Origin of the sequence: Streptomyces sp. NBC_00259, assembly GCF_036181745.1 — a bacterium.
Lineage (GTDB): Bacteria > Actinomycetota > Actinomycetes > Streptomycetales > Streptomycetaceae > Streptomyces > Streptomyces pratisoli.
Window position 1 is genome coordinate 129,959 of the sequence record NZ_CP108080.1, and the last position, 23,763, is coordinate 153,721.

Annotated in this window: 26 protein-coding genes; 11 read left to right on the forward strand and 15 right to left on the reverse strand. The window is 69.2% G+C overall.

All coding sequences use genetic code 11. The annotated features are described in order from the left end of the window. Positions 1–123 precede the first annotated feature (123 nt). Positions 124–594 (forward strand): GNAT family N-acetyltransferase, encoded by a 471-nt coding sequence (locus OG766_RS00680; RefSeq protein WP_328724256.1) that lies wholly within the window; start codon positions 124–126, stop codon positions 592–594. A gap of 151 nt (positions 595–745) precedes the next feature. Here OG766_RS00680 and OG766_RS00685 read toward each other — a convergent pair whose 3' ends face one another. Beyond that, positions 746–1,438, reverse strand: a complete 693-nt coding sequence (locus tag OG766_RS00685) for an NAD(P)-dependent oxidoreductase (RefSeq protein WP_266377885.1) — start codon at positions 1,436–1,438, stop codon at positions 746–748. 76 nt (positions 1,439–1,514) lie between these two features. On the opposite strand from OG766_RS00685, the gene OG766_RS00690 reads away from it, so the two are divergent. Further along, on the forward strand, positions 1,515–2,135 hold the full coding sequence (locus OG766_RS00690; protein ID WP_328724257.1) for a TetR/AcrR family transcriptional regulator: 621 nt from the start codon (positions 1,515–1,517) through the stop codon (positions 2,133–2,135). A gap of 214 nt (positions 2,136–2,349) precedes the next feature. After that, positions 2,350–3,438 (forward strand): hypothetical protein, encoded by a 1,089-nt coding sequence (locus OG766_RS00695; protein WP_328724258.1) that lies wholly within the window; start codon positions 2,350–2,352, stop codon positions 3,436–3,438. Positions 3,439–3,559: 121 nt separating this feature from the next. Here the strand turns inward: OG766_RS00695 and OG766_RS00700 are convergent, their stop codons facing one another. Continuing rightward, complete coding sequence (locus tag OG766_RS00700; protein ID WP_328724259.1) at positions 3,560–4,387, reverse strand: endonuclease I family protein; 828 nt, start codon at positions 4,385–4,387, stop codon at positions 3,560–3,562. 660 nt (positions 4,388–5,047) lie between these two features. Between OG766_RS00700 and OG766_RS00705 the strand changes: the two genes are divergently transcribed. Beyond that, complete coding sequence (locus OG766_RS00705; protein WP_328724260.1) at positions 5,048–7,147, forward strand: discoidin domain-containing protein; 2,100 nt, start codon at positions 5,048–5,050, stop codon at positions 7,145–7,147. 277 nt (positions 7,148–7,424) lie between these two features. Here OG766_RS00705 and OG766_RS00710 read toward each other — a convergent pair whose 3' ends face one another. From OG766_RS00710 to OG766_RS00720, 3 genes are all read right to left on the reverse strand, one after another. Continuing rightward, the gene (locus tag OG766_RS00710) at positions 7,425–7,868 is read right to left on the reverse strand and encodes a VOC family protein (protein WP_266377874.1); all 444 of its coding nucleotides are present in this window, start codon (positions 7,866–7,868) and stop codon (positions 7,425–7,427) included. Positions 7,869–8,268: 400 nt separating this feature from the next. Further along, complete coding sequence (locus OG766_RS00715; RefSeq protein ID WP_328724261.1) at positions 8,269–8,616, reverse strand: carboxymuconolactone decarboxylase family protein; 348 nt, start codon at positions 8,614–8,616, stop codon at positions 8,269–8,271. Between the two features lie 93 nt (positions 8,617–8,709). Then, complete coding sequence (locus OG766_RS00720) at positions 8,710–9,498, reverse strand: SDR family NAD(P)-dependent oxidoreductase (RefSeq protein ID WP_328724262.1); 789 nt, start codon at positions 9,496–9,498, stop codon at positions 8,710–8,712. 486 nt (positions 9,499–9,984) lie between these two features. Here OG766_RS00720 and OG766_RS00725 point away from each other — a divergent pair, with 486 nt between their 5' ends. The 4 genes from OG766_RS00725 to OG766_RS00740 all read left to right on the forward strand — a co-directional run bounded on the left by OG766_RS00725 (position 9,985) and on the right by OG766_RS00740 (position 13,742). Further along, positions 9,985–10,917 (forward strand): LysR family transcriptional regulator, encoded by a 933-nt coding sequence (locus OG766_RS00725; RefSeq protein ID WP_328724263.1) that lies wholly within the window; start codon positions 9,985–9,987, stop codon positions 10,915–10,917. 292 nt (positions 10,918–11,209) lie between these two features. Then, positions 11,210–12,163 carry a LysR family transcriptional regulator gene (locus OG766_RS00730; RefSeq protein WP_266377863.1) on the forward strand — a complete coding sequence of 318 codons (954 nt, stop codon included), beginning with the start codon at positions 11,210–11,212 and terminating at the stop codon, positions 12,161–12,163. Between the two features lie 178 nt (positions 12,164–12,341). Continuing rightward, on the forward strand, positions 12,342–13,358 hold the full coding sequence (locus OG766_RS00735) for a DMT family transporter (protein WP_266377861.1): 1,017 nt from the start codon (positions 12,342–12,344) through the stop codon (positions 13,356–13,358). A gap of 162 nt (positions 13,359–13,520) precedes the next feature. Next, positions 13,521–13,742: a DUF5999 family protein gene (locus OG766_RS00740; RefSeq protein ID WP_328724264.1), complete on the forward strand. Its 222-nt coding sequence runs from the start codon at positions 13,521–13,523 to the stop codon at positions 13,740–13,742. An 85-nt stretch (positions 13,743–13,827) separates the two neighbouring features. Here the strand turns inward: OG766_RS00740 and OG766_RS00745 are convergent, their stop codons facing one another. The 3 genes from OG766_RS00745 to OG766_RS00755 are packed head-to-tail and all read right to left on the reverse strand — an operon-like array spanning position 13,828 to position 16,655. Continuing rightward, on the reverse strand, positions 13,828–14,562 hold the full coding sequence (locus tag OG766_RS00745; protein WP_266377856.1) for an NADPH-dependent F420 reductase: 735 nt from the start codon (positions 14,560–14,562) through the stop codon (positions 13,828–13,830). A gap of 19 nt (positions 14,563–14,581) precedes the next feature. Beyond that, positions 14,582–15,613, reverse strand: coding sequence for an LLM class flavin-dependent oxidoreductase (locus OG766_RS00750; protein ID WP_266377853.1), 1,032 nt, complete (start codon positions 15,611–15,613; stop codon positions 14,582–14,584). After that, complete coding sequence (locus OG766_RS00755; protein WP_328724265.1) at positions 15,606–16,655, reverse strand: LLM class flavin-dependent oxidoreductase; 1,050 nt, start codon at positions 16,653–16,655, stop codon at positions 15,606–15,608. The genes OG766_RS00750 and OG766_RS00755 overlap by 8 nt, the downstream gene beginning before the upstream one ends. Positions 16,656–16,884: 229 nt before the next feature. Here OG766_RS00755 and OG766_RS00760 point away from each other — a divergent pair, with 229 nt between their 5' ends. Next, positions 16,885–17,028 carry a hypothetical protein gene (locus OG766_RS00760; RefSeq protein ID WP_266377845.1) on the forward strand — a complete coding sequence of 48 codons (144 nt, stop codon included), beginning with the start codon at positions 16,885–16,887 and terminating at the stop codon, positions 17,026–17,028. A 25-nt stretch (positions 17,029–17,053) separates the two neighbouring features. On the opposite strand, the gene OG766_RS00765 is transcribed toward OG766_RS00760, so the two are convergent. The 5 genes from OG766_RS00765 to OG766_RS00785 all read right to left on the reverse strand — a co-directional run bounded on the left by OG766_RS00765 (position 17,054) and on the right by OG766_RS00785 (position 19,552). Continuing rightward, on the reverse strand, positions 17,054–17,185 hold the full coding sequence (locus OG766_RS00765) for a hypothetical protein (protein WP_266377842.1): 132 nt from the start codon (positions 17,183–17,185) through the stop codon (positions 17,054–17,056). Continuing rightward, on the reverse strand, positions 17,182–17,658 hold the full coding sequence (locus OG766_RS00770; RefSeq protein WP_266377840.1) for a MarR family winged helix-turn-helix transcriptional regulator: 477 nt from the start codon (positions 17,656–17,658) through the stop codon (positions 17,182–17,184). The genes OG766_RS00765 and OG766_RS00770 overlap by 4 nt, the downstream gene beginning before the upstream one ends. A gap of 243 nt (positions 17,659–17,901) precedes the next feature. Further along, the gene (locus OG766_RS00775) at positions 17,902–18,456 is read right to left on the reverse strand and encodes a hypothetical protein (RefSeq protein ID WP_328724266.1); all 555 of its coding nucleotides are present in this window, start codon (positions 18,454–18,456) and stop codon (positions 17,902–17,904) included. A 113-nt stretch (positions 18,457–18,569) separates the two neighbouring features. Next, the gene (locus OG766_RS00780; protein ID WP_266377836.1) at positions 18,570–19,121 is read right to left on the reverse strand and encodes a hypothetical protein; all 552 of its coding nucleotides are present in this window, start codon (positions 19,119–19,121) and stop codon (positions 18,570–18,572) included. A gap of 89 nt (positions 19,122–19,210) precedes the next feature. Continuing rightward, positions 19,211–19,552, reverse strand: coding sequence for a hypothetical protein (locus tag OG766_RS00785; protein ID WP_328724267.1), 342 nt, complete (start codon positions 19,550–19,552; stop codon positions 19,211–19,213). Between the two features lie 432 nt (positions 19,553–19,984). On the opposite strand from OG766_RS00785, the gene OG766_RS00790 reads away from it, so the two are divergent. Together OG766_RS00790 and OG766_RS00795 are read left to right on the forward strand one after the other, a co-directional pair. Beyond that, a complete protein-coding gene (locus tag OG766_RS00790; protein ID WP_266377834.1) occupies positions 19,985–21,412 on the forward strand; it encodes a DEAD/DEAH box helicase in 1,428 nt (475 codons plus the stop codon). 118 nt (positions 21,413–21,530) lie between these two features. Beyond that, the gene (locus OG766_RS00795; RefSeq protein ID WP_328724268.1) at positions 21,531–22,121 is read left to right on the forward strand and encodes a hypothetical protein; all 591 of its coding nucleotides are present in this window, start codon (positions 21,531–21,533) and stop codon (positions 22,119–22,121) included. A gap of 246 nt (positions 22,122–22,367) precedes the next feature. On the opposite strand, the gene OG766_RS00800 is transcribed toward OG766_RS00795, so the two are convergent. Together OG766_RS00800 and OG766_RS36660 are read right to left on the reverse strand one after the other, a co-directional pair. Next, positions 22,368–22,979: a MarR family winged helix-turn-helix transcriptional regulator gene (locus tag OG766_RS00800; RefSeq protein ID WP_328724269.1), complete on the reverse strand. Its 612-nt coding sequence runs from the start codon at positions 22,977–22,979 to the stop codon at positions 22,368–22,370. Further along, complete coding sequence (locus OG766_RS36660; protein ID WP_443045634.1) at positions 22,976–23,653, reverse strand: carboxypeptidase-like regulatory domain-containing protein; 678 nt, start codon at positions 23,651–23,653, stop codon at positions 22,976–22,978. The genes OG766_RS00800 and OG766_RS36660 overlap by 4 nt, the downstream gene beginning before the upstream one ends. Between the last annotated feature and the right edge of the window lie 110 nt (positions 23,654–23,763).

The following is a 23,763-nucleotide window of genomic DNA, read 5'->3' on the forward strand; positions in this document are numbered from 1 at the left end:
ATCGCACAGGTTCACCGGGCTCGTTCTGGTCCGGGCATCGCGGAGAAGTCGGGTGCGCAGAAGTCGAATGCGCGCGTACAAGTCGGATGCGGCCGCATCGTGTGTCTGCGAGCATGCGTCGCTGTGGAGATCGACAACCTTGTCGTCCGCCGTGCGGTCGACTCCGATGCCGCCGCGGTGGCCGAGGTGTGGCTGCGTTCGTTCAAGGCGGCGCTTCCGGGCATACGCCGGGCTCATACGGACGATCAGGTCCGGTCGTGGTTCCGGGAGGTGGTCGTGCCCGGCCAGGAGACGTGGGTGGTGACGGTCGACGACTCTGTGGCCGGGATGATGGTGCTGGACGGCGAAGACCTGGACCAGCTCTATCTCGATCCGGCGTGGCAGGGCCAAGGCATCGGCGACCGTCTCGTGCACTTGGCGAAGCAGCGTCGTCCGGCCGGGTTGGCGCTGTGGACGTTCCAGGTCAACGAGTCGGCACGTCGCTTCTACGAGCGGCACGACTTCGTCGCTGCCGAGCGCACCGACGGTCACCGCAACGAAGAACGTGAGCCGGACATCCGGTACGTGTGGCGCCCTGGGAAGCAAGAGCCCTGAGGATGCTCGAGCCGACTGGGCGAGCGGTCGTCCGCCCCAGCGGCTGCCTTTCTCGCCGCGGACTCGGGCGCGTTCGCGTCCGCTGGGCGGCCGGCACGTCGGGGTGCCGGGAGTTGGAAGGTCGCGATGCTCAACATCCTCGTCGCGTGGCTCACTTCTTCTTCACGCCCTCGTTCCAGATCAGCTTGGCGATGTTCGGCTTCACGGCCGTGGTGATGACGCCCATGGCCGTACGGACGTACCGCCGCTCCGTCAATTCGCTCAGCATGCTCGCGGCGAGGTCGGCACGGGCGGTGAAGACACCGTCGGCGCTGCTCTCGGCGGTGTGGTAGTCCGTGACGACGGGGTGCTCGAAAAGACCGGAGGGCCGGATGAAGGTCCAGTCGAGGCCCGTTCGACGGATCACGGCCTCCATGCGGCGCATGTCCTCGTGGAGGGTGCGACCGAGACGTCGGTTCACCAGCGGGTCGAGCACATGGTTGAAGAAGTGCGCGCCAGTTGGGCGCCAGTTCGGGTCGGCGATGCTGGAGCTGACGGCGAGCAGCCGCTTGATGCCGTGGCGGGCCATGGCCTCGGTGATGACGGTGGCGCTCGCCGAGTACGTGGTGATGGTCTCCTTGCTGAAGCGCGCGCCCAGCGCGGAGAGGACGGCGTCCGTCCCGCCGATCGCGGCGTCGACAGCCGCCGGGTCGGTGGCGTCGGCTTCGGCCACGGAAAGGCCGGGCCGCGCGGGCAGGGAGCCGGGTCTGCGGGTCACGGCGACGACTTCGTGGCCGGCGGCCAGGGCCTGGTCGGTGAGGCGGCGGCCGGTCGGTCCGTTGGCGCCGAAGACTGCGATACGCATGATGTCGGGTCTTCCCTTCGTGTGGTTCCCGGAACGCCCTTGACTGTGCTGCTCACCGAACGCAGGCTCAATGCTGATGAATAACGCCGCTCCAGCCCCCGCCCGCACCCGAGGCCGCCCCCGCGGCAACCCGCCGACCCGCGAGTCGATCGTCTCGGCGGCCCGTTCGCTGTTCCTGGAGCACGGCTACCGGAGCACCACCCTGCGCGCGGTGGCCGGGGCCGCCGGGGTCGACCCGGCGCTGATCGCGTACCACTTCGGCTCGAAGAAGGGCCTGTTCGGGGACGTGATGCAGTTCCAGTGCGCCAATGCGCTGGCGGTGGACGACGTCCTCGGCGGCGACCCGGCCACCCTCCCCGACCGTCTGATCGACGCGGTGACCGGCCTGTGGGAGGACGCCGGATTCCAGCAGCTCACCACCCAGAGCGACGAGGCCATCGAGGTGATCCGCGAATACCTGGAACACGAGCTGCTGGCCCGGCTTGTTGAATTTCTCGGCGGTCGGGACGCGACCGCCCGCGCCACGGCCGTGGTGACGATCCTCGGCGGCCTCATCTACACCCGCTACCTCAACCCCCTCCCCACCCCCGCCGCTCTCACCCCGTCCGAGATCCGTCACATCCTCACCCCGGCGCTGCGCGCGGCACTGGCCCCGAGGCCGCGCACGGGAGCACCCTCAGCCCGTTCGACCGCGTAGGTGAGGGAAGAGCCGGCCCCTCGTGATGCCCGGCGTGGGCGGTGACGTGGCCCCGGTGCTTCCACCCCACCCGGCTGCACCTGGACGCCGACGGGACGCTCCCCACCGCGTTCGGCGACAGGGCTTCAGCTTCTCCCACAGCCTGCAGAACCCCGCCGGCAACGTCCGGACCGGCATATGTAGCCTCGGCGCCGAACAGCGTTGGAGGACTCACATGACCCGCACCACGCCACCGCGCCCTGTCGACATCGAGGCGGTCTTCCCTGCACTCGCCGCCCACCGGCGGACTGCGACACGGCTGCATCCGCGGCCTGGTGCGCCCAAGACCGGGGAGAGTTCGCTCGCCGGACCGCTGCTGTGGCCGGCCGACGAACCGTGGCCGGTCTGCACCGCGGTCCACGTCAAGGGCACGGGCCACCTCCTGTCCGACGTACACCTGCGGCGGCGCATCCAGGACGAGGCGCGAGGACGGGACCACACCGACCAGGAGCAACTGCTCCTGGCGGCAATGGCGTCCGGAGTCCACTTCCCCGATCTGGGCGATGCCGACCCGCTGCCGCTGCTGGCCGTGGCTCAGCTCCGCACACGGGACGTGCCGGACCTGAGGGGACCGGACGGATGCGACCTGCTCCAGGTGTTCTGGTGCCCCTTCGAGGTACACGGCCCGGATCGCACGATCGACGTGGTCCTCAAGTGGCGCCGGGCGGAGGATGTCGGCGCCGTGCTGACGCCGCAGCCCCAACCGCCGGTCGTGGGCCGCGAGGAGTGCGTGCCGTCCACGTGTGTCCTCCACCCGGAGCAGGTCGTGGAGCACGAGTATCTCGGCCTGCTGGGTGAGGACCTCCAGGAGGAGATCGCCGAGTGGGAGGAGGGCCTCCTGGACGAGGGGGACGCCGAGGACGGCGAGGACGCTTCCGACTCCTCGGCTCCGGCGAGTTACGCCACCTACGAGGAGTACGAAGCGGCGATGGCCGCCGCCCGCGCCGAGGAACCGGACGAGATCGACTACATGAGCGATCTGTCCGTCGCCCCCGGCTGGAAGGTCGGCGGCTACGCCTCCTGGCACCTGACCGGCCCCGCCCCCGTCGACTGCGCCCGGTGCGGGACGCCGATGCCTCCGCTGCTCACCGTCGACACATGGGAGTACGACGGCGCTTCACGAAGCTGGCTGCCCGTCGAGGACCGCGCCGACGAGGACCCGCGAGTCATCGATCCCGTCGGCGTCTATCTCGGCCGCGGCCAGATGCGCGTCCACACGTGCCCGACCGACCCGACCCACCCGCACCGTCTCAGCTTCCAGTGAGCCCCATCAAATCCGCGCGTCCGAGCCGGAGCCTGCTTCGAACGCGGTCGGCTCATCGAACACACCCAAGGCAGCCCCCGAGCCGATACGGCGCCGGGGGCCGGTCCTGAGTGCTGGGACGCTACTTCCAGATCTCGTTCGCCCATTCGGGGTGGTCGATGAATGGGTTGCGGTTCTTCTGGATGCTGAAGATCTTGTCGTTGCGGGTCTTCTCGAAGGCGTCCGGTGGGTCCTGGTCGTTCCACTGCTTGAGGACGGACAGGCGTCCCATGGCCGGCGCGGAGCCGTTGTCGACCTGGTCGTTGGGTTCGAGGTCGGGGAAGCCGTCGGCGCCTTCGTAGCGGACGGCCATGTAGAGGATCATGCGGGCGACGTCGCCCTTGACCTCGTCACGGGGCTCGAACGAGTCGCCGTCGGAGCGGCTGCCAGGGGCCTCGTCGACCGGGTCGCCGCCGTTGTCGAAGTCGAGGTTGCCGCGGGTGGAGTTGACCGTCACGTCCTCCGGCCGGAGGTGGTGGATGTCGGTCCCGGGGCCGGTCGCGGTGCCGAAGTCGCCGTGAGACTTGGCCCAGACGTGTTCGCGGTTCCAGTCGTCCGCGCCGCCGCCGTGGGCGTCTTTCGACTGCGACCGGCCGGAGTAGACGAGAATGACGTTGGACGCGTTGCCGGGGTCCTCGTCGGTGGTCTTCAGCGCGTCCCAGACCTCGTCGTAGGACAGCTTTGTCTGCTCGCTGATGATCGTGTTGAGTGCGGTCTTCAGCTCTTCGCCGGTCTTGCCGACGGCTCCCTCGTAGTAGGTGTCGTCCAGCGGTGCGGCTGCCGGGCGGAGTTCGGGTGGGGTGGAGGGGGTGCCGGTGGCGAAGGCCGCTGCGGGCAGGGCAACAGCGCCGACCGCTACAACGGCCAGGACGGGCCGGCGCCAGGGGCGGCGCTGACGGTGAGTGGACATGGTGTGGGGGGTGTCCTCTCGCTCGGAGCAGGCACGAGCACCCAAGGCACGGCTATCAGCCGGACGTTGAGGTGTGCCTGACAGACGGGTGATGACAGGGAGTTCAAGCCAAGGAGCTTGTCATGGCCTGGACACCCGCGAGTGGATCTCCCGGGCACATGGTGTGCCGACACCGTGAAGGGTCAGATCCGGGCGTGGCACGTGCTCGTACGGGCGGAGAGGAAGCGGGGCCTGCCTGGACTCCCCCGGCCTCCCCTGGACTCGCCTGGCTTCCCGCATGCGCAAGGGCTCGTCCCCCTGCTGCGCGGAGGCCCGGGCCGGCCGGCGAACCGACCGTCCACAGCCTTGAGTTCCCGTGCCTGCGGGCACATCATGACGTGCTGCCGAGTCCCGGCGGATCGCCAGCCGTGCCGTCCGCAGACCGGTCCCGGTGGTGGATCTCGATCTCGAGAAGCTCACCGTCGTTGGCAAGGAGCGCGTCCTGCTCGTCCGTCACGCACCATCAGGCACTTCTGCCACAGCCGGAGTCGCCTTTCTGTCAATCCTCGGCGCAGCGGCGGAATCCGGTGAAGAGACCCTGGCGGCCTGCACCCGGGACGGGCACCATTCCCTACCGCACCATCCCCCACAGGACGCGCCATGACAACGAAGGCATGAGTGATGACCATGATTCGGCACCCTCGCCGCAGAGGTAGGTCCACTGCGGTTCTGTCCCTGCTCCTCATCGTGTTGGCCGGTGTCCTCGGCACGGCACCCGGCTCGTCGGCGGAGCCCGGCTCGTCGGCGGAGCCCGGCTCGTCGGCGGAGCCCGGCTGGTGGACCCCGGCCGCGCGGCCCGCACCCGACTCCGAGATCAACGTCACGGGCGAGCCTTTCAAAGGGACCGGCCCCCAGGGACAGGTACGGGGCTTCGTCGACGCGCACAACCATCTGATGTCCAACGAGGCCTTCGGCGGCCGGCTCATCTGCGGCAAGCCGTTCTCCGAGAAGGGCATCGCCGACGCGCTCAAGGACTGTCCCGAGCACTACCCCGACGGCTCGCTCGCGATCTTCGACTTCATCACCAAGGGCGGCGACGGCAAGCACGACCCCAACGGGTGGCCGACGTTCAAGGACTGGCCGGCCCATGACTCGCTGACCCACCAGCAGAACTACTACGCATGGGTCGAGCGGGCCTGGCGCGGTGGTCAGCGGGTGCTCGTCAACGACCTCGTCACCAACGGCGTGATCTGCTCGGTCTACTTCTTCAAGGACCGCAGCTGCGACGAGATGACCTCCATCCGCCTGCAGGCGCAGAAGACGTACGACATGCAGGCCCACATCGACACGATGTACGGCGGCCCGGGCAAGGGCTGGTTCAGGATCGTCACCGATGCCGCGCAGGCCCGCCAGGTCATCCAGCAGGGCAAGCTGGCGGTCGTGCTCGGGGTCGAGACCTCCGAGCCGTTCGGCTGCAAGCAGATCCTGGACATCGCCCAGTGCGGGCAGGACGACATCGACCGCGGCCTGGACGAGCTGCACGCGCTGGGCGTGCGCAGCATGTTCCTGTGCCACAAGTTCGACAACGCCCTGTGCGGCGTCCGGTTCGACTCGGGCACTCTCGGCACGGCGATCAACGTCGGCCAGTTCCTGTCGACCGGCACCTTCTGGAAGACCGAGAAGTGCACGGGCCCGCAGCACGACAACCCCATCGGCAGCGCACAGGCGCCCGAGGCGGAGAAGAAACTCCCGCAGGGCGTCACGGTCCCGTCGTACGCCGCGGACGCCCAGTGCAACACCCGCGGTCTGAGCGCACTGGGCGAGTACGCCGTGCGCGGCATGATGAAGCGCGGCATGATGCTGGAGATCGACCACATGGGGGTCAAGGCCGCGGGCCGGGCTCTGGACATCCTGGAGTCCGAGGCGTACCCCGGGGTGATCTCCTCGCACAGCTGGATGGACCTCAACTGGACTGAGCGCGTCTACCGTCTCGGCGGCTTCATCGCCCAGTACATGCACGGCTCCGAGGGGTTCATCGACGAAGCGAAGCGTACGCAGGCGCTGCGCGAGAAGTACGACGTCGGCTACGGCTACGGCACCGACATGAACGGCGTCGGCGGCTGGCCCGGCCCCCGCGGCGCCACCACCCCGAACCCGGTGCGCTACCCCTTCCGAAGCGCCGACGGCAGCGCGGTCCTCGACAGGCAGACCACCGGTGAGCGCACCTGGGACCTCAACACCGACGGCGCCGCGCACTACGGTCTCGTCCCGGACTGGCTGGAGGACATACGCGTCGTCGGCGGCAAGGAGGTCGTGGACGACCTCATGCGTGGCGCCGAGTCCTACCTCCGCACCTGGAAGGCCTCCGAGGACCACCGGCCCGGGGTGAACCTCGCCGCAGGCGCCTCCGCCTCGGCCAGCTCCTCGGAGTGGAACCCGTTCACGAGCTACGCACCCGGCAGGGCCGTCGACGGCGACACGGCCACCCGCTGGGCCAGCGACTGGAGCGACGACCAGTCCCTCACCGTCGACCTCGGGTCCGCGAGAGTGGTCGGGCGCGTCACCCTCGACTGGGAACGCGCCTACGCGAAGGCGTACCGCATCGAGATCTCCGCCGACGGCACGAACTGGCAGTCCGTATGGTCCACGACCGCCGGTGACGGAGGACTGGACACGGCGCAGTTCAGCGCGACGTCGGCCCGCTACGTACGCGTCCACGGGCTGGAGCGCGGCACCAAGTGGGGCTATTCGCTCCGCGAGGTCGGAGTCCGCGGCAGCTGAGGCGCCAGGGGTGGGGGTGTCTGGATCGGCGCTGCTGATCCAGACACCCCCACCCAGGCCTCGCCGACCGAGGTGAAGGTGTGCGCCCTGCGAACCAGGCGGACCCATCCGCTACTTCAAGGTCGTCGCCCAGATCAAGGGTGACCTGGCCGCACCGGCAGACCCCCGGACACGACTCGCTCAGGCACAGCAGAGCCTGGTCGCCCAGGCCCGCCACCCCATGACCGAGGCGAACCACGGAACGAGGACTCGCGCTGAGGCGATTCCTCGCCCGCTGTCACCGGCCGGGGAATCGTTCCGTGATCTCCTGCAGCACCCAGCCGTTGCCGTCCGGGTCGGTGAAGGAAGCGAAGGACAGGTAACTGCGGCGTTCGGGGTCCGGACCGGGCACTCGGCCGGCGGTCCCGGCACGATCGAACACACCGCTCACGTCATGAAACACCTCACTCACCTCGGCGCCGCGGTCGCGGAGTTCAGTTCGGGCCGCATCGATGTCCGTCACGACGAGGTACAGGCCCTGGGCAGAGCCCGGCGCCGCCGAGGTGACACCGGTGCCGAAGATGACCGAGCACAAGGAACCGGGCGGGGTGAACTGCACCACGCGGAAGCCCTCATCGACGACGAAGTCGCCGTCCGGCCGCCACCCCAGCCCCGCGTAGAAGTTCTTGGCCCGGTCGACGTCCGCGACCGGGATCACGACGACCTCTAGTTTCATTTCCATGATCGCTTACTCCTTTGCCGTTCTGTCAGCAACCGTTGCTACTGCCACTGGCCACTGAAGTTCGGATCCGGGTGTCCACGGTGTCGAGCTGCACATCTGACACATCTGACACATCTGCGGAAACCGGGGGATCACCGGCAGGCACGGTAGGTCCCGCCACAGGCTCGAGCACGCATTTCGGCGACAACTCGCCGCCCGGGTCGCGCGAAGTGCCCGCAGGGCACGACCGCTGTCTGCACGGAGCACGAAACCGCGGAAGCGGATACGTGCGTTCACACCTCTTGAACGGTGCACCCATCATGACGAAAGGTTCATTTAGTTATTACTTGTTCATTTTTAAGAACCTCTGAAGGGAAAAGCGATCTGAGCACGGTCCGCCGAAGTCCGAGGGGACGTCTCGTCACTGGGTGTCGTTCTTCTCGGCCTGGTCGAAGAACTTCATGGCCATGAAGCCGTGGGCGTAGCCGCCGCCGGCACGCAGCGCCGCGGTGGTCATGACGGTCTCCGCCAGTTCCTGCTGGGTCGCGCCTGCGGAATGTGCGGCCTTGGTGTGAGCCTCGATGCAGTACGCGCACTGGGTGGTCAATGCCACGGCCACGGCCATGAGTTCGGTGTACTTGGGCGGGATGGCGTTGTCCCGGCCGCGCAGGACGTGGTTGTCCCAGGCCATGAACGCCTTGAAGGCCTCGGGGGCGCCGGCGCGGATGTGCTTGGCGTACTGGTGGTCGGTGTGCTCGTGGTAGGACACGGTGCGCTCCTGTGCTGTCGGCCGGGGTGGGGCGGGACGCAGTGGCGTCCCGCGGGCCGGCTGGGTGTCTGAGGAAGAGGGGGTGGCGGCCGGTCAGTACTGGTTGCGCCCGGCCCTGACGCCGCCGTCGACGTCCCAGGTGGCGCCGGTGACCCAGTCGGCCTGGCCGGACAGGAGGAAGGCGACGATGGGTGCGACGTCGTCGGGGGTTCCGATGCGGCCGAGGGGGTGGAAGGTGTTGAACGCGTCGAGGGCGGAGTCGATCTCGCCCTTCGGGATGAACGCCTCGTAGATGGGGGTCCGCACCACGGCGGGGGCCACGGTGTTGACCCGGATGCCGTGCGGGGCGAGTTCCATGGCCAGGTGCTGGGTGAGGGAGTGCAGGCCGGCCTTGGCCACGGAGTAGGCCGACGAGGGGGTGGCGGCCATGGCCTGGTGAGCCAGCATGCCGCCGATGTTGACGATGGCGCCCTTGTTGCCGCGGGCGATCATGTTGCCGGCGACGGTCTGGGTGACGAAGTAGAAGGCCCGGGTGATGGCCTGGTAGCGCTCGTAGTCCTCCTGGGTGTGCTCCAGGAAGGACTTCGGCTCGAAGATGCCGGCGGCGTTGACGAGCAGGGTGGCGTCGGCGTGCTGCTCGGTCAGAATGTCGCGCAGGCGGTCCACGGCAGCATGGTCGAAGAGGTCGGCGGCCAGACCGACGGCGTGTCCGGATCCGGTCAGGTCGGCCACCGCTTGGGAAGCGCTGGTCTCGGACCGGCCGGTGACGACGGCGCTGCCGCCGCCGTCGAGGACGCGGCGGGCGACGGCCAGCCCCATACCGCTGGTACCGCCGATCACGACGACCTTCTGCCCGGTGAAGTCGGGGGTGCTGTTGGGCATGACGTGTGCTCCTTGGTGCGTGTTCGATGGGGGATGGAGGGACCGAGGGGAGCCGTACCGGTTCTCGTACGGGCTCTCGCACGGCTCTCGTACGGCTCTCGTGATCTCGTACGGTGGCGTCCGGACAGCCCGTCGTTCCGGTGGGACTGCAATCAGGCACGGATGTACGGCTGCCTGCGCAGTTGAGGCATGTCAGCGTCCACAGATCCACGCGGGAGATGTGGTCGCCTCGCCGGCCTAAGGCATGTGCATGGCGAGGAGCCTGCGGAAGCCGCTGCGTGCGCTCACCTCACCGAGGATGTGCGACATGAAGCGAAAGGTCCAGTTAGTAATTGTTTGCCCATCATGAAGAGCAGCTGAGCTACCCTGGACCGGCGCGGCCGCTGACCGGGGACGCCTTCGACCGTAGAGTGCTCCGCTTGTCTGCGGTAGAGGATCATAAGGAATGCGGGCATAACGTCTGGCTATGGCTTGGAGGAGAGAATCGTGAACATCGAGGCGTTGCGCTACGCCCAGGCCGTCTCCCGGACGAAGTCCTTCAGTGACGCCGCACGCGCTTACGGGGTGACCCAGCCGGCCCTGTCGAACGGCGTCGCCCGGCTGGAGGCCGAGCTCGGCGTCAAGCTCTTCGACCGCTCACCACGCGGGGTCAGGCCCACCGCACACGGCGCACGGGCCCTGCCCTTGATCGACCACGTCCTCAGCGCCCTCGACCAACTCGTCGCGGAGACCAGGCGGCTGGCCCATCCGGTCACGGAAACGATCCGCATGGGCGTGTCACCGCTGATCGGGGCCGACCTCGTCGCCCGCGCCTTCGAAGCCGCCCGCGCCCTGGAGCGTCCGCGCGAACTGGTCCTGCGCGAGGCGGACCTCGAACCCCTGAGCGGCGACCTCGAGGCAGGCCGTCTGGACATCGTCCTCGTCCCCGCCGTGCCCGGCCTGCCCACCTTCCGGCACCGCGTGGTCGCTCGCGAACCCGTGGTCGTGATCGACCCCGACACCCCCGGAGACGACAGCCCCGCCGAGCTCCAGGCCGTGGCCGACGCCGCCTACATCCTCGGCCCCCGCACCTGCGGACTGACCACCTTCACGACCGAGCTCTTCCACAGCCACGACCTGACGCTGCACACCTACCCGGGCGAAGCCGCCAGCTTCCGGGCGGTGGACGAGTGGGCGGCGATCGGGCTGGGCGCGGCACTGCTGCCACGTTCCAAGGTCGCGCTCGAACACTCCAGTTGCCGCCCCCTCCTGGCGGCCGGGGCACCCGTCGAGATCGCCTACGAGGCCGTCTGGGATTCCGGCACGCCCTTGGGAGCCGACCTGGAGGAATTCGTCACGGCTCTCGCCGGGGGCAGGCAGGCGCCACTGACCGCGAGCGACATGGCGCCACGCAATGCGGAGCATAACCAGAGGTCATAGCCGTGCCGCTCCTGCCGCCCGCGCCGGGGCCCACGTCGCACGGTACGTACCGATGTCGTGGGCGGCCCGGCCACGAGGACGGCGTCGGGCGACTGTTCCTGCCGTCCGCGGCAGGGAGCAGCACCGGCCCGGGCACTCGGGCTGACGCTCCCGGCGAACACACGGCCCCACGACCTGGGGAGACCGGCGGGCTCTGGCAGTGACACGGCGCCGTGAGAGCCGCGCGACCGGACCGACGAACGCCGGAGAGGTTAGGCTTGATGGTCCAGGCGCTACGCATAAGGATGTCTTCATGCTTGACGTGCGACGACTGAGGATCCTGCAGTACCTCTCCACCTACGGTACGGTCGCGGCCGCAGCCCAGGCGCTGCATCTGACCGCGCCCGCCATCTCGCAGCAACTCGCGGCGCTGGAGCGGGAAGTGGGGCTGCCCGTCGTGGAGAAGCAGGGGCGTACCCTGCGCCTGACCGCGGTCGGTGAGCTGCTGGTGTCCCACGCCGAGATCGTGCTGAGTGATCTGGCGGCCGCCGAGTCCGACCTGGAGGCCATCCGCGGTGGCGGTCATGGCACCGTGCGCGTCGCCGCCTTCGCCTCCGCGGCCCGCACGCTGATCGCTCCGCTCTGGAAGCGCATCCTCGGCACGGGGGAGGAAGCCGACGTCTCGCTGACGCTGGAGCTCGTCGAGCAGGAGCCCGACGCCGCACTGGAGACGTTGCGCCGCCGGAACGTCGATCTGGCCGTCGTCCACGGGTACACGGTGCTGCCGCGGGACTTTCCCAGCGGATGCGAGCAGACCAAGCTTCTCGAGGAACCCGTCCTGCTCGCGCTCCACCCCGATCACGCCTCCCGCATGGGAATCGTGCCGGGTGAGCCCGTGGATCTCGCGCGCGTTTCCGGCATCCCCTGGCTCACACCGGGCCCGGAGACGTCCTGTTACGAGATGACCCAGCGGGCCTGCGGCGCAGCCGGATTCGTTCCGGCCATCCGGGCCCGCAGCGGCGACTTCTCCGTGCTGGCGGCGCTGGTCGCCGCAGGCGCGGGGGCGGCCCTGCTGCCCCGCATGACCCTCCCGGACGCCACACAAGGGCCGATCAGCCTGCACCGCCTGCAGCGCCCCGTCACCCGCAGCGTCTACACCGTCAGCCGCAGCGGCACATCCCGCCGCCCCGACATCCGCCACCTCGCGGAGCTCCTGCAGCAGGCAGCAGCCGAAACCACCACGACCCTCGAGGCGGAACACGGCTGAAGGCGCCGCATACCGAAGGGCCTGATGGCGGGGAGCAGGCCCTTGCCGCCGGCCTCCGCCAGGGCCCGCCGGTCGCCCTGAGTCACCACCTCGCACCTCTCTCAATTCAGGATCACTTTATGATCCAGCAAAAACAACTAACTGGACCTTCTGCTTTGTGAGGCGCACCGTAGGAGATGTGAACGCACACATCACCTCCCGCAGCTTCCTCGCACTCGTGGGCGTCGTCGTGCTCTGGGCCTCCGCATTCCCGGCCATCCGGGTCGGCGTGGACGGCCTGGGTGTGGCGGCGCTGTCCTTCCTGCGGCTGGCCATCGCCGCCGTGGCTCTGATGGTGGTCGCGCCGTTCCTCGGGGTCCGCCGCCCCCGGTCCCGGGACCTGCCGCTGATCGCACTCGCCGGCGCGACCGGCATGACCGCCTACCAAGTACTGCTGAACTGGGGCGAGGTCCATGTGTCCGCGGGCACCGCGAGCATGCTGATCTCCGTCGCTCCGGTCTTCAGCGTCCTGCTAGGCAGGACGTTCCTGTCCGAACCGGTGACGCGCCGTGTCGTCATCGGCAGCGGTGTCGCCATCGGCGGTTCCGTGATCGTCGCGTTCGCAGGAGGCTCCACGGGTTTCTCCGCCGGTGCGCTCGTGGTCCTCGCCGCCGCCGTCGTGCAGGGCGTGTACCACGTCGTCTCGAAGCCCCTCCTGCGCCGTTACAGCGGCGTGGAGGTCGCGACGTACGCGATGGTGGCGGGCACCGTCTTCGCCCTGCCGTTGCTCCCGGCGACACTGCGCGCCGTCGCCAGCGCCCCGACGGGGGCACTGATCTCGGTGGCCTACCTCGGCCTTCTGCCCTCGGCCCTGGGGTTCGTCATCTGGGGCTACGCCGTGGCCCGGCTGCCGCTGTCCGTCTCCACCGCGGCCCTGTACCTGGTACCGCCGGTCACCCTCGTCGTCTCCTTCGTCTGGCTGTCCGAAGTCCCCCACCTCCTCGAGGTGGCAGGCGGCGCCGTCATCATCATCGGCGTGCTGCTGATCAACCGCCGCTCCCCCGCCATCACCCCTGAACAGTCCGCCCCGCCCACCGCAGAGCATCACGTGGATTCCGCCACGGGATCCGCCGGAGCCCGGACGGCTGCGTCTCATGGCCGCGCAACGGCCTGCGACGCCCCGCAGTCGCCGTCCGTCCAAGGGCACACATCATGACCGGCCTTCGTCGTGACTCCTGCGGCCGCCCCACTCCCGCCACGTCCCATGGCGGGCAACCGGAAGAGGAACGGCACCACCGACGGCCGAAGGGGAGGCAGTCCACACGCGCCCATTCCTCACAACGACACCGCATCAGGCCAAAGTGACAAGGAGTCAGCCATGTGTGAACACCAGCCGCGGTGCCCGGGAGCGAAGTCGCCCCAGCGCGACGCCGCCCGGATCCTCGTACCTCACCCCGAGCAGGGTTGGTACCTGCTGTGCAACAAAGTCGTGCGCTTCGAGGACGGCGGCGAACTGCTGCCCGACGGCACCGCACTCCCGTCATACGTCCACGCGGGGCACGGAACGCCGACCAACGCCCAACGGGAGAAGGCGTCATGAACTCGCCGAGGACCAGCGCGCCGACATGGCCGGCCGCAGACGCCGACGGCCAAGCGCCGTATGGGCGCCAAGCACAGCTTGGCGGTCAGGCTGCCCGGCCGCTCGACGCCGAGGCGGCCGCCCTCGCGCTGGTCACGGCCCGTCCGCGCTCCGATTCCGTGAAGCGGACGAGCATCGCACGCAGCTCCCCGGCATCGACGTTCGCACCGAAAGGCTCGGTGCCCGGTTCGAGCCGTACTCCGTCGGCGAGGGGACCTGCCATGACGGGGTCGAAGCCGAAAGCGGTGACGAGGTCCGCGACGGTGGCCAGGTCGTCCGGGTCGTCACCGGCGATCGCGATCGCCTTGCGTCCCAGCGCCCCCACGGGCTGAGCGCCATCCTCGAGATCGTGGTAGCCCATGTGGTTGAACGCTTTGACCACCCGGGCTCCGGGCAGATACGCCTGCACGATCTCGCTCGAGGAGGTGAGCGGGTCGGTGAGGTCCTCGCGGATGCCGTCGACCTCCCACCAGTAGTTCATGGCGTCGATGACGAGCCTGCCCCGCAGCGCCTCCGCCGGCACGGTGCGGTACTTGCCGAGCGGCAGCGCCAGGATGACGACATCCGCCTCCGCCGCGGCCCTTGCCGCGGTGACCGGGACGGCGCCGGGCGTGAGCACTTCGACGGTGAGTGCGATCTTGGCCGGGTCGCCCGATCCGGCGACGAGTACGCGATAGCCGGCCGCCAGGGCCAGGCGTGCCAGCACGGTACCGACCTTCCCCGCACCCAGGATGCCGACCGTGCGCACCGCAGCGGTGGTGTCGGTGGTGGTCGTGTTCATGCGTGCTCCATTCATGGCGTCAGCCCGCGAGGATGTCGCGGACCATCGGAAGCACCTTGGTGCCGTACAGCTCGACCGTGCGCAGGCGGGCGCTGATCGGCTGTGCCCCCGTGGTGTAGATGAGGTCGAAACGGCCGACGCCGAGCGTCTTGATGGCACGGGCCATCTTGCGGGCGACCGTCTCTGGAGAGCCGATGTAGAGCGAGCCGTGCTCGATCTCGGCCTCGTACTCCTCCTTGCGGATCGGCGGCCAGCCCCGCAGCGCGCCGATGCGGTCACGGATGACCTTGTAGTGGGGCCAGTGCAGCTCCCGGGCCTCCTCGTCCGTGTCCGCGATGAAGCCGGGCGAGTGCATTCCGACCGGGTGAGCGGTCGTACCGAACGTGTCGGTGGCTCGCTGATAGAGGTCGATGTAGGGCGCGAAGCGCTCCGGGCTTCCTCCGATGATGGCGATCATGAGCGGGAAGCCGTAGCGCGCGGTGCGGATGACCGACTGGGGTGAACCACCGACACCGACCCAGGTGCTCAGGTGCCCGGACTCGGTCCTGGGGAAGACGTCGGCGTCCTTGAGCGGAGCCCGCGTGGTGCCGCTCCAGGTGACCGGCTTCTCCTCCAGCACCTTGGCGAAAAGCTCGATCTTCTCCTCGAACAGCACGTCGTAGTCGCTCAGGTCGTATCCGAAGAGGGGGAACGACTCGGTGAAGGAGCCGCGCCCGAGGATGACCTCGGCCCGGCCGTTCGAGAGCGCGTCCACGGTCGAGAACCGCTGGAACACGCGGACCGGATCGTCCGAACTCAGCACGGTCACGCCGGAGGAGAGGCGGATACGGCTGGTACGTGTGGCGATGCCGGCGAGCACGGTCTCCGGAGAGGAGATCGCGAACTCCGGGCGATGGTGTTCGCCGAGTGCGAGGACGTCGACGCCGGTCTCCTCCGCGAGAACGGCCTCGTCGAGGACCAGCCGGATGGCCCGCGCATCGGACACCGGGTGGCCCGAGTCGTCCGTCGGCACATCGCCGAACGTGTCCAGACCGAAGACGAGATCAGACATGGCTGGGCTCCTTCGTGAGCAGCTGCCTCACCCGCGGGGCGACTTCACGGCCCAGCAGCTCGATCGTGCGGGCCCGGGCTTCGCGGGGAAGGTTCATGACGTCGTACTTGAGGTCGAAGCGGCTGAGGTGCAGATCGCGGGCCATCGTGGCGATCTTGCGCGCGACCGTCTCGGGAGAGCCGACGAAAAGCGCGCCCTTGCCGACTTCCGCCAGGTAGCGCTCGCGGGTCGGCTTGTAGAACCCGCGCTCCTCCGCGAGGGCGGTGACGACCGGCTGCCAGTACCGCCACCAGGTCTCGATCGCCTCCTCGTCGCTCTCGGCGATGAGCCCCAGCGAATGCTGGGCGACGGGTTGCATGGCATGCCCGAACTGTTCGAGCGTCCGGTGGTAGAGCTCGACGTGGCCGGCGAAGCGCTGGGGGCGTCCACCGATGACGGCCAGCATGAGTGGCAGGCCGTAGCGGGCCGCGCGGACCACGGAGTTCGGGCTGCCGCCCACGCCGATCCAGGTGGGGATGCCACCGGGCGGCATCCGGGGACGCAGTCGCTGCTCGACGAGCGGCGGCCGGAACCGGCCCGACCAGGTCACCGTCTCCTCGCGCTGGAGGCGCATGAACAGGTCGAGCTTCTCCTCGAACAGCTCCTCGTAGTCGGCGAGGTCGTAGCCGAACAGCGGGAACGACTCCGTGGCCGAGGCCCGCCCCAGTACGAGCTGGGCGCGGCCGTTCGAGGCGGCGTCCAGCGTGGAGAACTCGTGGTAGAGCCGCACGGGGTCGTTGGTGCTGAGCACGGTCACCGAAGTGCCGAGCCGGATGCGTTCCGTCGCGGTGGCGATCGCGGCGAGCAGGACTGGGGTGGCGCTGTCGTTGTGACCTGCGCGGTAGTGCTCCCCGACGCTGAACGCGTCGATCCCCACCGCCTCGGCGAGCCGGGCCTCCTCGATCAGCAGGCGCACGGTCTCGGCATCGCTCAGCGGCCGGCCGCCGTCGGTGGCGACCTCCCCGAACGAGTTCAGCCCCAATTCGAACGCTGTGGCCGACATGGACTCCTCCTGCGAGCTCCCCGGGCGCCCGACGTCGACGGATCGCACGACGGGCAACCAATTGCTTGACGCATCAAATACTTGCCCAACGTAATTGAAGTGTCAACCAAAGGCCGCGGGCGGCGTCGCGGGAGGGCGACGCAAGGCGCCCCTCACGCCACCGAGGGCATGCGGATCTGGCGAGTCCGCAGCGAAGGATTACAGAACGGCAGATATTGGACATGAGGAGGTGGGCACGGTACTGCGCTGGTCCCCGACGGCCGAGGAGCTGCCGGGGTACACCGCCCCAGAAGTCCTGGGGACGGACGAGGGAAACCGTGCACTCTTCCTCATGGCCCGGCTCACCACCCGCTGGGTCTGCCGTTACGGGTAGACCTGTCGTCCTCGGAGCGGCACTCCTACGCGCCGGCGTACAGCCCTACGCCGCCGGCTTGGAGGACGATGGCGGGCAGCATCCGCCTGCGTGAACGGGCCTGATAGACCCAGCTGCCCGCGCGGGCGTGGCCGCGCCGGTCACGTACCCCGGTCACGTACCGACGCTGTTCAGGGCCACGGCGAGTTTCTTGAGGTCCAGGCCCGCCAGGTGGTCGAGGAAGTGGCGGCGGACGGCGGCCAAATGGTCCGGCCAGGCCTCCTCCAGGCGGACAAGACCCGCATCCGTGAGGATTGCGTTCCAGCCACGGGCGTCTTGATCCGACCTGGCCCGCTGGATGAGCCCTTGGCTCTCCAGCCGGCTCACCAGACGCGTCATACCGCTGAGCGACATCTCACAGGCGTCGGCGAGATCGCCCATGCGCAACTGACGGTCCGGAGCCTCGGACAGGTGCACCAGAGCCATGTACTCGATGAGGGAAAGCCTCTGCTCCCGGACCATGTCGGCGTCGATGGCGCGCGGCAGGGCGTGGATGAGGTGCGGAAGGGACCGTACGACGGCCTCTTCGTCCGGGGTGAGGGGTTGCAGCACTCGATCAGGGGCATCCGGCTGCCGTGCGGCGCGTGACATGGACCGCATATTACTTGCTCAGCGAAGGAACGGGCCAGGGACGACGTTCCTAGCCCAGTGGCGCATCAGGCAACGTTCGCCCTGTCGACGAGAACGCGAAGGTGCTGGTCGTCAGCATGGCCCTTTCGCCGGATGATGCAGCGCGGATCATGCTGCCCCGCTCCTGGTCGACGTGGTCGGTGCCGTCGAGGGTGAAGTGCCGCAGCGCTCACGCACTCGCACTTCCACAGGACAGGGTGGCCGTCACGCGCCGCCAGGTACCTCTTCTCCTGCCTCCTGCTCGGCAGCGGATGCCGCCCCCGCGACGGTCCATGTTGCCATGCCCCACAGGGAGAGCGCAGAAGCAAGGCCCACCACGAGGCGAACGGTCTCGTCCGGGCCGTTCGTGAGCCAGACGGTCATGCCTGCCGCCCCGGAAGCGATCAACAGGGCCGCCGGTATGCGCAGTCGGGGCTGCTCGAACACCGCCGCCAAAGGCAGGAAGTGGAGCCCGACGACAACCGCGATCAGTGGGGGAACGAGCACCGGAACGCCGACCCGACCGCAGACGACGACGATGGCGATGATCAGCAGCCACTGAAGCGCGTTGATCTGGTTGAACCGCCGACGTCGGTCAACGGGGAATGGGCCCCCTGCCGATGCGGGAAGGAAACGGCGCGCGGCGAGCATCAGCCCCACCGTGACGGCACAGCCAACGACGACCAGTACCTGCCGCATCAACCCGTCGAATGCGCTCGAGCCCAGCAGCCACCAGCCGAGCCCGAACAACGCGAGGAAGCCCACCCCTGACTTGAACATGATCGGGATCCTAGGCGGAAGAGCAGCCCGCCGGTCCAAGGTTTCTCAACTTGACGCGAGCCTCGGTGACCCATCAACGCGCTGCAGTTGGCCCGTCCGGTCAACTGCGCAGCTCAGCCCGCGCCACGCGTGGTGCGGCTCAGTACGCTGCGGAACCGCTCCCTGCCGGCGACGACGCTCGCGTCCCAAAGACCCGCGATGTCCCCGGTCACCGAGAGCGCCTGAAGCCGCTGTTCCTCGCGCAGGAAGTCGGCACCCGCGACGTTCTGGTCCAGCATCCACATCGCGGTCAATGCCGCGTGGCCGCAGGACACCGCTGTTCCGGAATCACCGGCGCCATTGGCCAGCAAGGCGTAGCGCAGGACGAGGACGGCGAAGAAGGCGTAGGTGTCGGCGGGATCGGTGATCCCCTCCTCGGTGGGCTCGAGTTCGGGGAACAGATCCAGCAGGCGTACGCGCTCGGCAGCATCGGCCAGCGGCCGGTCGGCAAACCAGAGGTCGCGTACGGACTCCACATAGAAGTGCACGTCGGCCTCCCGTCCCGCCGCCCCCGCCCGCATGCCGATGAACAGCGGTGCCATGCGCTCCGAGCACGCCGCGACGTACAGACGAATCATCTCGCTGCCGCCATCGCGCAGTGCCACGCCCACCGCACCGTCGACCATCGTTTCCATGCCCCACCCATCCCCTGCCTCGGCCCTGAAGGTCTGTTCCGGAGGCGGTCCCCCACCTTCCACACATGTATGAACGCACGTCAACAGACGAAGGGTTTCGGTGGAACACCGTCACGCGGACACGGGCGCGGGTTCTCCAGCGCGGTGACGACCATGACCAGGAGATCGGTGTCCTGCTGTACGACACCGGCGGTCAGGACCCGGCCATCCAGGAGCCACTTCCGCACCGCGATGAACTCGTCGCTATCCGCTGCCGTCTGCTCGGCCTCGGCGAGGTTGCAGGCGAGCAAGGATTCCTCGATCTCGAGGAGGAACTCGGCCAGCGCCCGCTCGCCCTGCTCGTAGACGGCGTCCAGGTCGTCGAAGTAGCCCGACTCGTCGACATCGAACTCGGAATCGGGTTGTACGGAGGCCTCTCCCACTCGCCGCGCTTGTCGCCGCCGGTCCGCTTCGCCTTGGTGACCCAGCCGTCCCGCGGGCCGCTGTCGACGGTTGGCCAGAGTTCGCCCCGACAGACTGCGTAGGCTGGATGGTCTCGATCGCGGACTCCGCGCCGCTCACCCTCCGAACCGTGGTGCGGCCGACGGTCTCCTTCGCTCAGGACAGCTCCCGCGCGCCGCGCCAGTGCCCGGAAACCGCGCAGCGCCTGAGTCGAAGGGCAGCGACGTTCGGATGCTGAGCGACACCGGAACTCCGAGCAGTCGTGCTCCGTCCTCCCGTGCCGGCGTCGGCCGGACCGGCAGGCTTCCGGGCGCTCGCTGGTAAAATGGGGGCACGCTTCGACACCGCCGGGCCCGTACCCATGGGTATGGGCCCTGGTGCGTTCCGGGCGCCCGACCCAGGAAGGTTCTCCCATGAACGCGCAGCCGTCGGCCCCCGGATTCTCCCGTGAGGGTAGGCCTCGGCCTGCGACAGCACCGGCACCGGCACCTCAGGGGGAGCTCTCGACACCCTCGACAGTGGTCCCGGGCCTGCCGCCGGCCGAGTCGTTCGAGGCACTCGGACTGCCGCCGGAGCTGATGAAGGCGATGACCGGCCTCGGGGTGAAGGAGCCCTTCCCCATCCAGGCGGCGACCCTCCCCAACGCGCTGGCGGGCCGTGACGTCCTCGGCCGCGCGCGGACCGGTTCCGGCAAGACACTCGCTTTTGGGCTTGCGCTGCTCGTACGGACAGCAGGTCTGCGAGCGGAGTCGAAGCGGCCGCTCGCACTGGTCCTGGTGCCGACCCGGGAACTCGCGCAGCAGGTGAGCGACTCGCTGGCGCCGTACGCCCAGGCGCTGAACGTGCGACTGGCGACGGTGGTCGGCGGGTTGTCGATCAACCGGCAGTCGGCGCTGCTGCGGACCGGCGCCGAGGTGGTCATCGCGACTCCGGGGCGGCTGACCGACCTGGTGTCGCGTCGCGACTGCCATCTCAACCAGGTGCGGATCACCGTGCTGGACGAGGCGGACCAGATGTGCGACCTGGGCTTCCTGCCTCAGGTTTCCGAAATCCTGGACCAGGTCCGCCCGGACGGGCAGCGCCTGCTGTTCTCGGCCACGCTGGACCGCAACGTCGACCAACTGGTGCGGGGCTACCTGCACGACCCGGTGCTCGCCTCGGTCGACAGGGTGGCGGCCTCGGTCACCACGATGGAGCACCATGTGCTCAACATCCACACCGCCGACAAGTACGCGACCGCGACCGAGATCGCCGCGCGCGACGGCCGGGTACTGATGTTCCTGGACACCAAGGTCGGCGTCGACCAGTTCACCCGTCACCTGCGGGCCAGCGGCGTACGGGCCGCCGCCTTGCACAGCGGGAAGTCGCAACCGCAGCGCACGCATACGCTCGCCCAGTTCAAGGACGGTGAGATCACCGTGCTGGTGGCCACCAACGTCGCGGCGCGGGGGATCCACATCGACGCGCTCGACCTCGTCGTCAACGTGGACCCGCCGGCCGACGCCAAGGACTACCTGCACCGTGGCGGGCGCACGGCACGCGCCGGCGAGTCCGGGAACGTGGTCACCCTGGTCACCCCCAACCAGCGGCGGGATGTGAACCGGATCATGTCCGACGCCGGGATCCGGCCCACTGTCACACAGGTGCGCTCCGGCGACGCGAAGCTGACCACCATCACCGGGGCGAAGCGCCCGCCGGCCGGGGGAAAGCCCAGCGGGAACGCCCCCTTCCGCGGCCTCGGCACCCGTCCGGGCCGCCCCGCGAAGGAGTCCCGCAAAGCGACCGAGGCCCGCAGGACCGCGGAAGCCCGCGCAGCGGCCCGGGTACGCAAGGGCCGCTGACGCGGAAGGGCACGGAGGTGCCGTGGTCGATGTCGGCCGCGTGCTGCTCGATGTGCACGCCCACCGTGGGGAAGCGCTTTATTGGACACTTAGCGAATGATCCGTAGGGTGGAGTTCCATGGCTACTGAGAACTCCAAGATCACCGAAGCCACCAACAGCAACCCCGAGAGCGAGCGCGAAGAGACCCCCGACCGGGTACCGCCTCGGGAGCCCCTCGACAAGGCCCCCGGAGAGGAAGAAGAGCACACCAGCGCGTCCGACGACGCGGACGACGACTTCCCGGACACCCCCGCCGACATCGCTTCCGCCGGCGGATTCGCGGCAGGAGCCGCCGCCGTCGTCAGCGCCGGGCTGGGCATCTGCTCCCTCACCGGCACCTCGCTCACCGACATGCTGCGCTCCCGCAAGGAGCTGATCGGCCAGATCGAAGCCAGCACCGGCGGTGGCGGCGACCAGATCAATGCCTTCTACAGTGCCCCCTGGCACACCGCGGCTCTCGTGAACGGCGTCTTCGCCCTGGCCGCCGTCGTCATCGGCGGTGTGCTGCTGGCCCTGCACGCTCAGCGGGCCGACACCCGGCCCTGGGTGAAGTCCGTAGCCCTGGGCGGCGTCATCGTCGGCGCGATCGGACTGTTCATAGCGGGCGGGATGTACCTCGATCTCTTCGCCAGCACACCCGAGCTGCCCACGTCCCGACCCACCGGCTGAGTACGGTCGCTCGCGGCTGACGAGCGTTGGGCTCCCCCACCCTGGCAGTAGGGCGTCGTCACGTCGGCGTTCCTCCGAGTTCGACCGGCCTGCTTGCGGCCGGCTCGGGTCAGGGCGCTGGGGCTCCGGGGTGCCGGGGTGCCGGCCGGGCTGGCGATGACTACGTCGTAGGTTCTGCGGCGCACCGCCGCCGGCGGGTGTCATGCCGTGGCGGAAGCGCCTCCGTGCGGATTCTCGGGCAGCGGATCAGTAGGGCCGGTAGGGCTTGTCACTCCCCTGTGCGGTGATGCCGTCGATCGGTTCCCGGCGGTCGTGGCGCTTTCGTGAGGGCTGCGGTTCGCCGGGGGTCAATTGCTGGGCGAGCCTGTCCAGTTGGGGCAGTGCCGCGGCGAGCGTGGCGAGCTGGTCCTCTGGAAGCATGGCGAGCTGGCCGGCCAGTGCCTGCGTGCTTTCGCGGCGGACGCTGTCCAGGACGGCTGTGCCGGTCGGGGTGAGTTCGAGGAGACAAGCGCGCTGGTCGTGCGGGTCGGAACGGCGGCTCACGAGGTCGGCGGCCACGAGGATGTCGACCAGTCGGGAGGCGCTCGGCATGGTGATACTCATGCCGCGGGCCAGGTCACCGATCCGTAGAGGACCGTGAGCGGACAGAACTCCCAGGGCGGTCAGCCGACTTGGGGTCAGGTCGTGCCGTTCCGCCGGTGCGCGCAGCCCATGGGACAGACGCAGGACTGCCGTCCGTAGCCGGGTCGCGACCTCGTCACGGTCTGAGGGCGGCACTGACGGGCCGGACGCTGCCGGACCGCGACCGTGCGGTCCTCCCCCGTGGGCGCCCGCTGGAGCGTGCCGAGGCGCGTTCATGACCGCGTACCGTTCACTGTGAGGTGCAAGGTGGCGCCCGGCCGGCCGTGCGGGTCCGGCGGGGCTTCGGCTCTGGTTGCCGTGAAGTGGTCATCGGGCAGGCCGGGCAGCAGGAACCGGCCGTCGTGGCCGGTGGTGGCGTGCGCCAGCACCACGCCGTACGAATCGACGGCTCGTAGCACCGCTCCGGCCAGCGGGCTGTCCGGGTCCGGCCCGCGCACCACGCCGGTGATCTGCCCGTTTGCCCGGGAGGTTGCGTTCGCAGCGGCGGGTGGCCACGCGGGGCGGCTGTCCCCGCTGGTCGTCATCGCGTACGTGGCGGGCCGGTAGCCCTGTGCCGTGACGATCAGCGTGAACGCATGGGAGGTTGCGTCCCCGGCGGGGTGGGGGCGGGATCCGTGCCGCCGACGGTGATCGGCTGGTCGGTGTGCACATACTTGCCGCCGCGCAGCCAGGAGGCCACGGCGGCCACGAGGCAGGCGACGATGGCGAACGCGAACGCGGTGGCGAGGCCTTTCGCGAACGGCCCGGAGATCAAGGCGGGGAAGAAGCCACGGCTTCCCCGGCTGCAGAGGGTCGATCCGGATGCCGCGGAAGATGTCGGGCAGCGCGATGAGCATGATCGACGCGTTGATCGTGGCCATCAGAACACCCAGCGTGGTGTTGGACAGCACGATCCATTTGTCATGCGGGCGGGACGTGTCAGCGGCGGCTCGGGCCCGCTTCCGCGCCGCGCGGGACACCGCGGACGTCGCAGTCATGGGGCACCTCCGCGAGGAGGGCT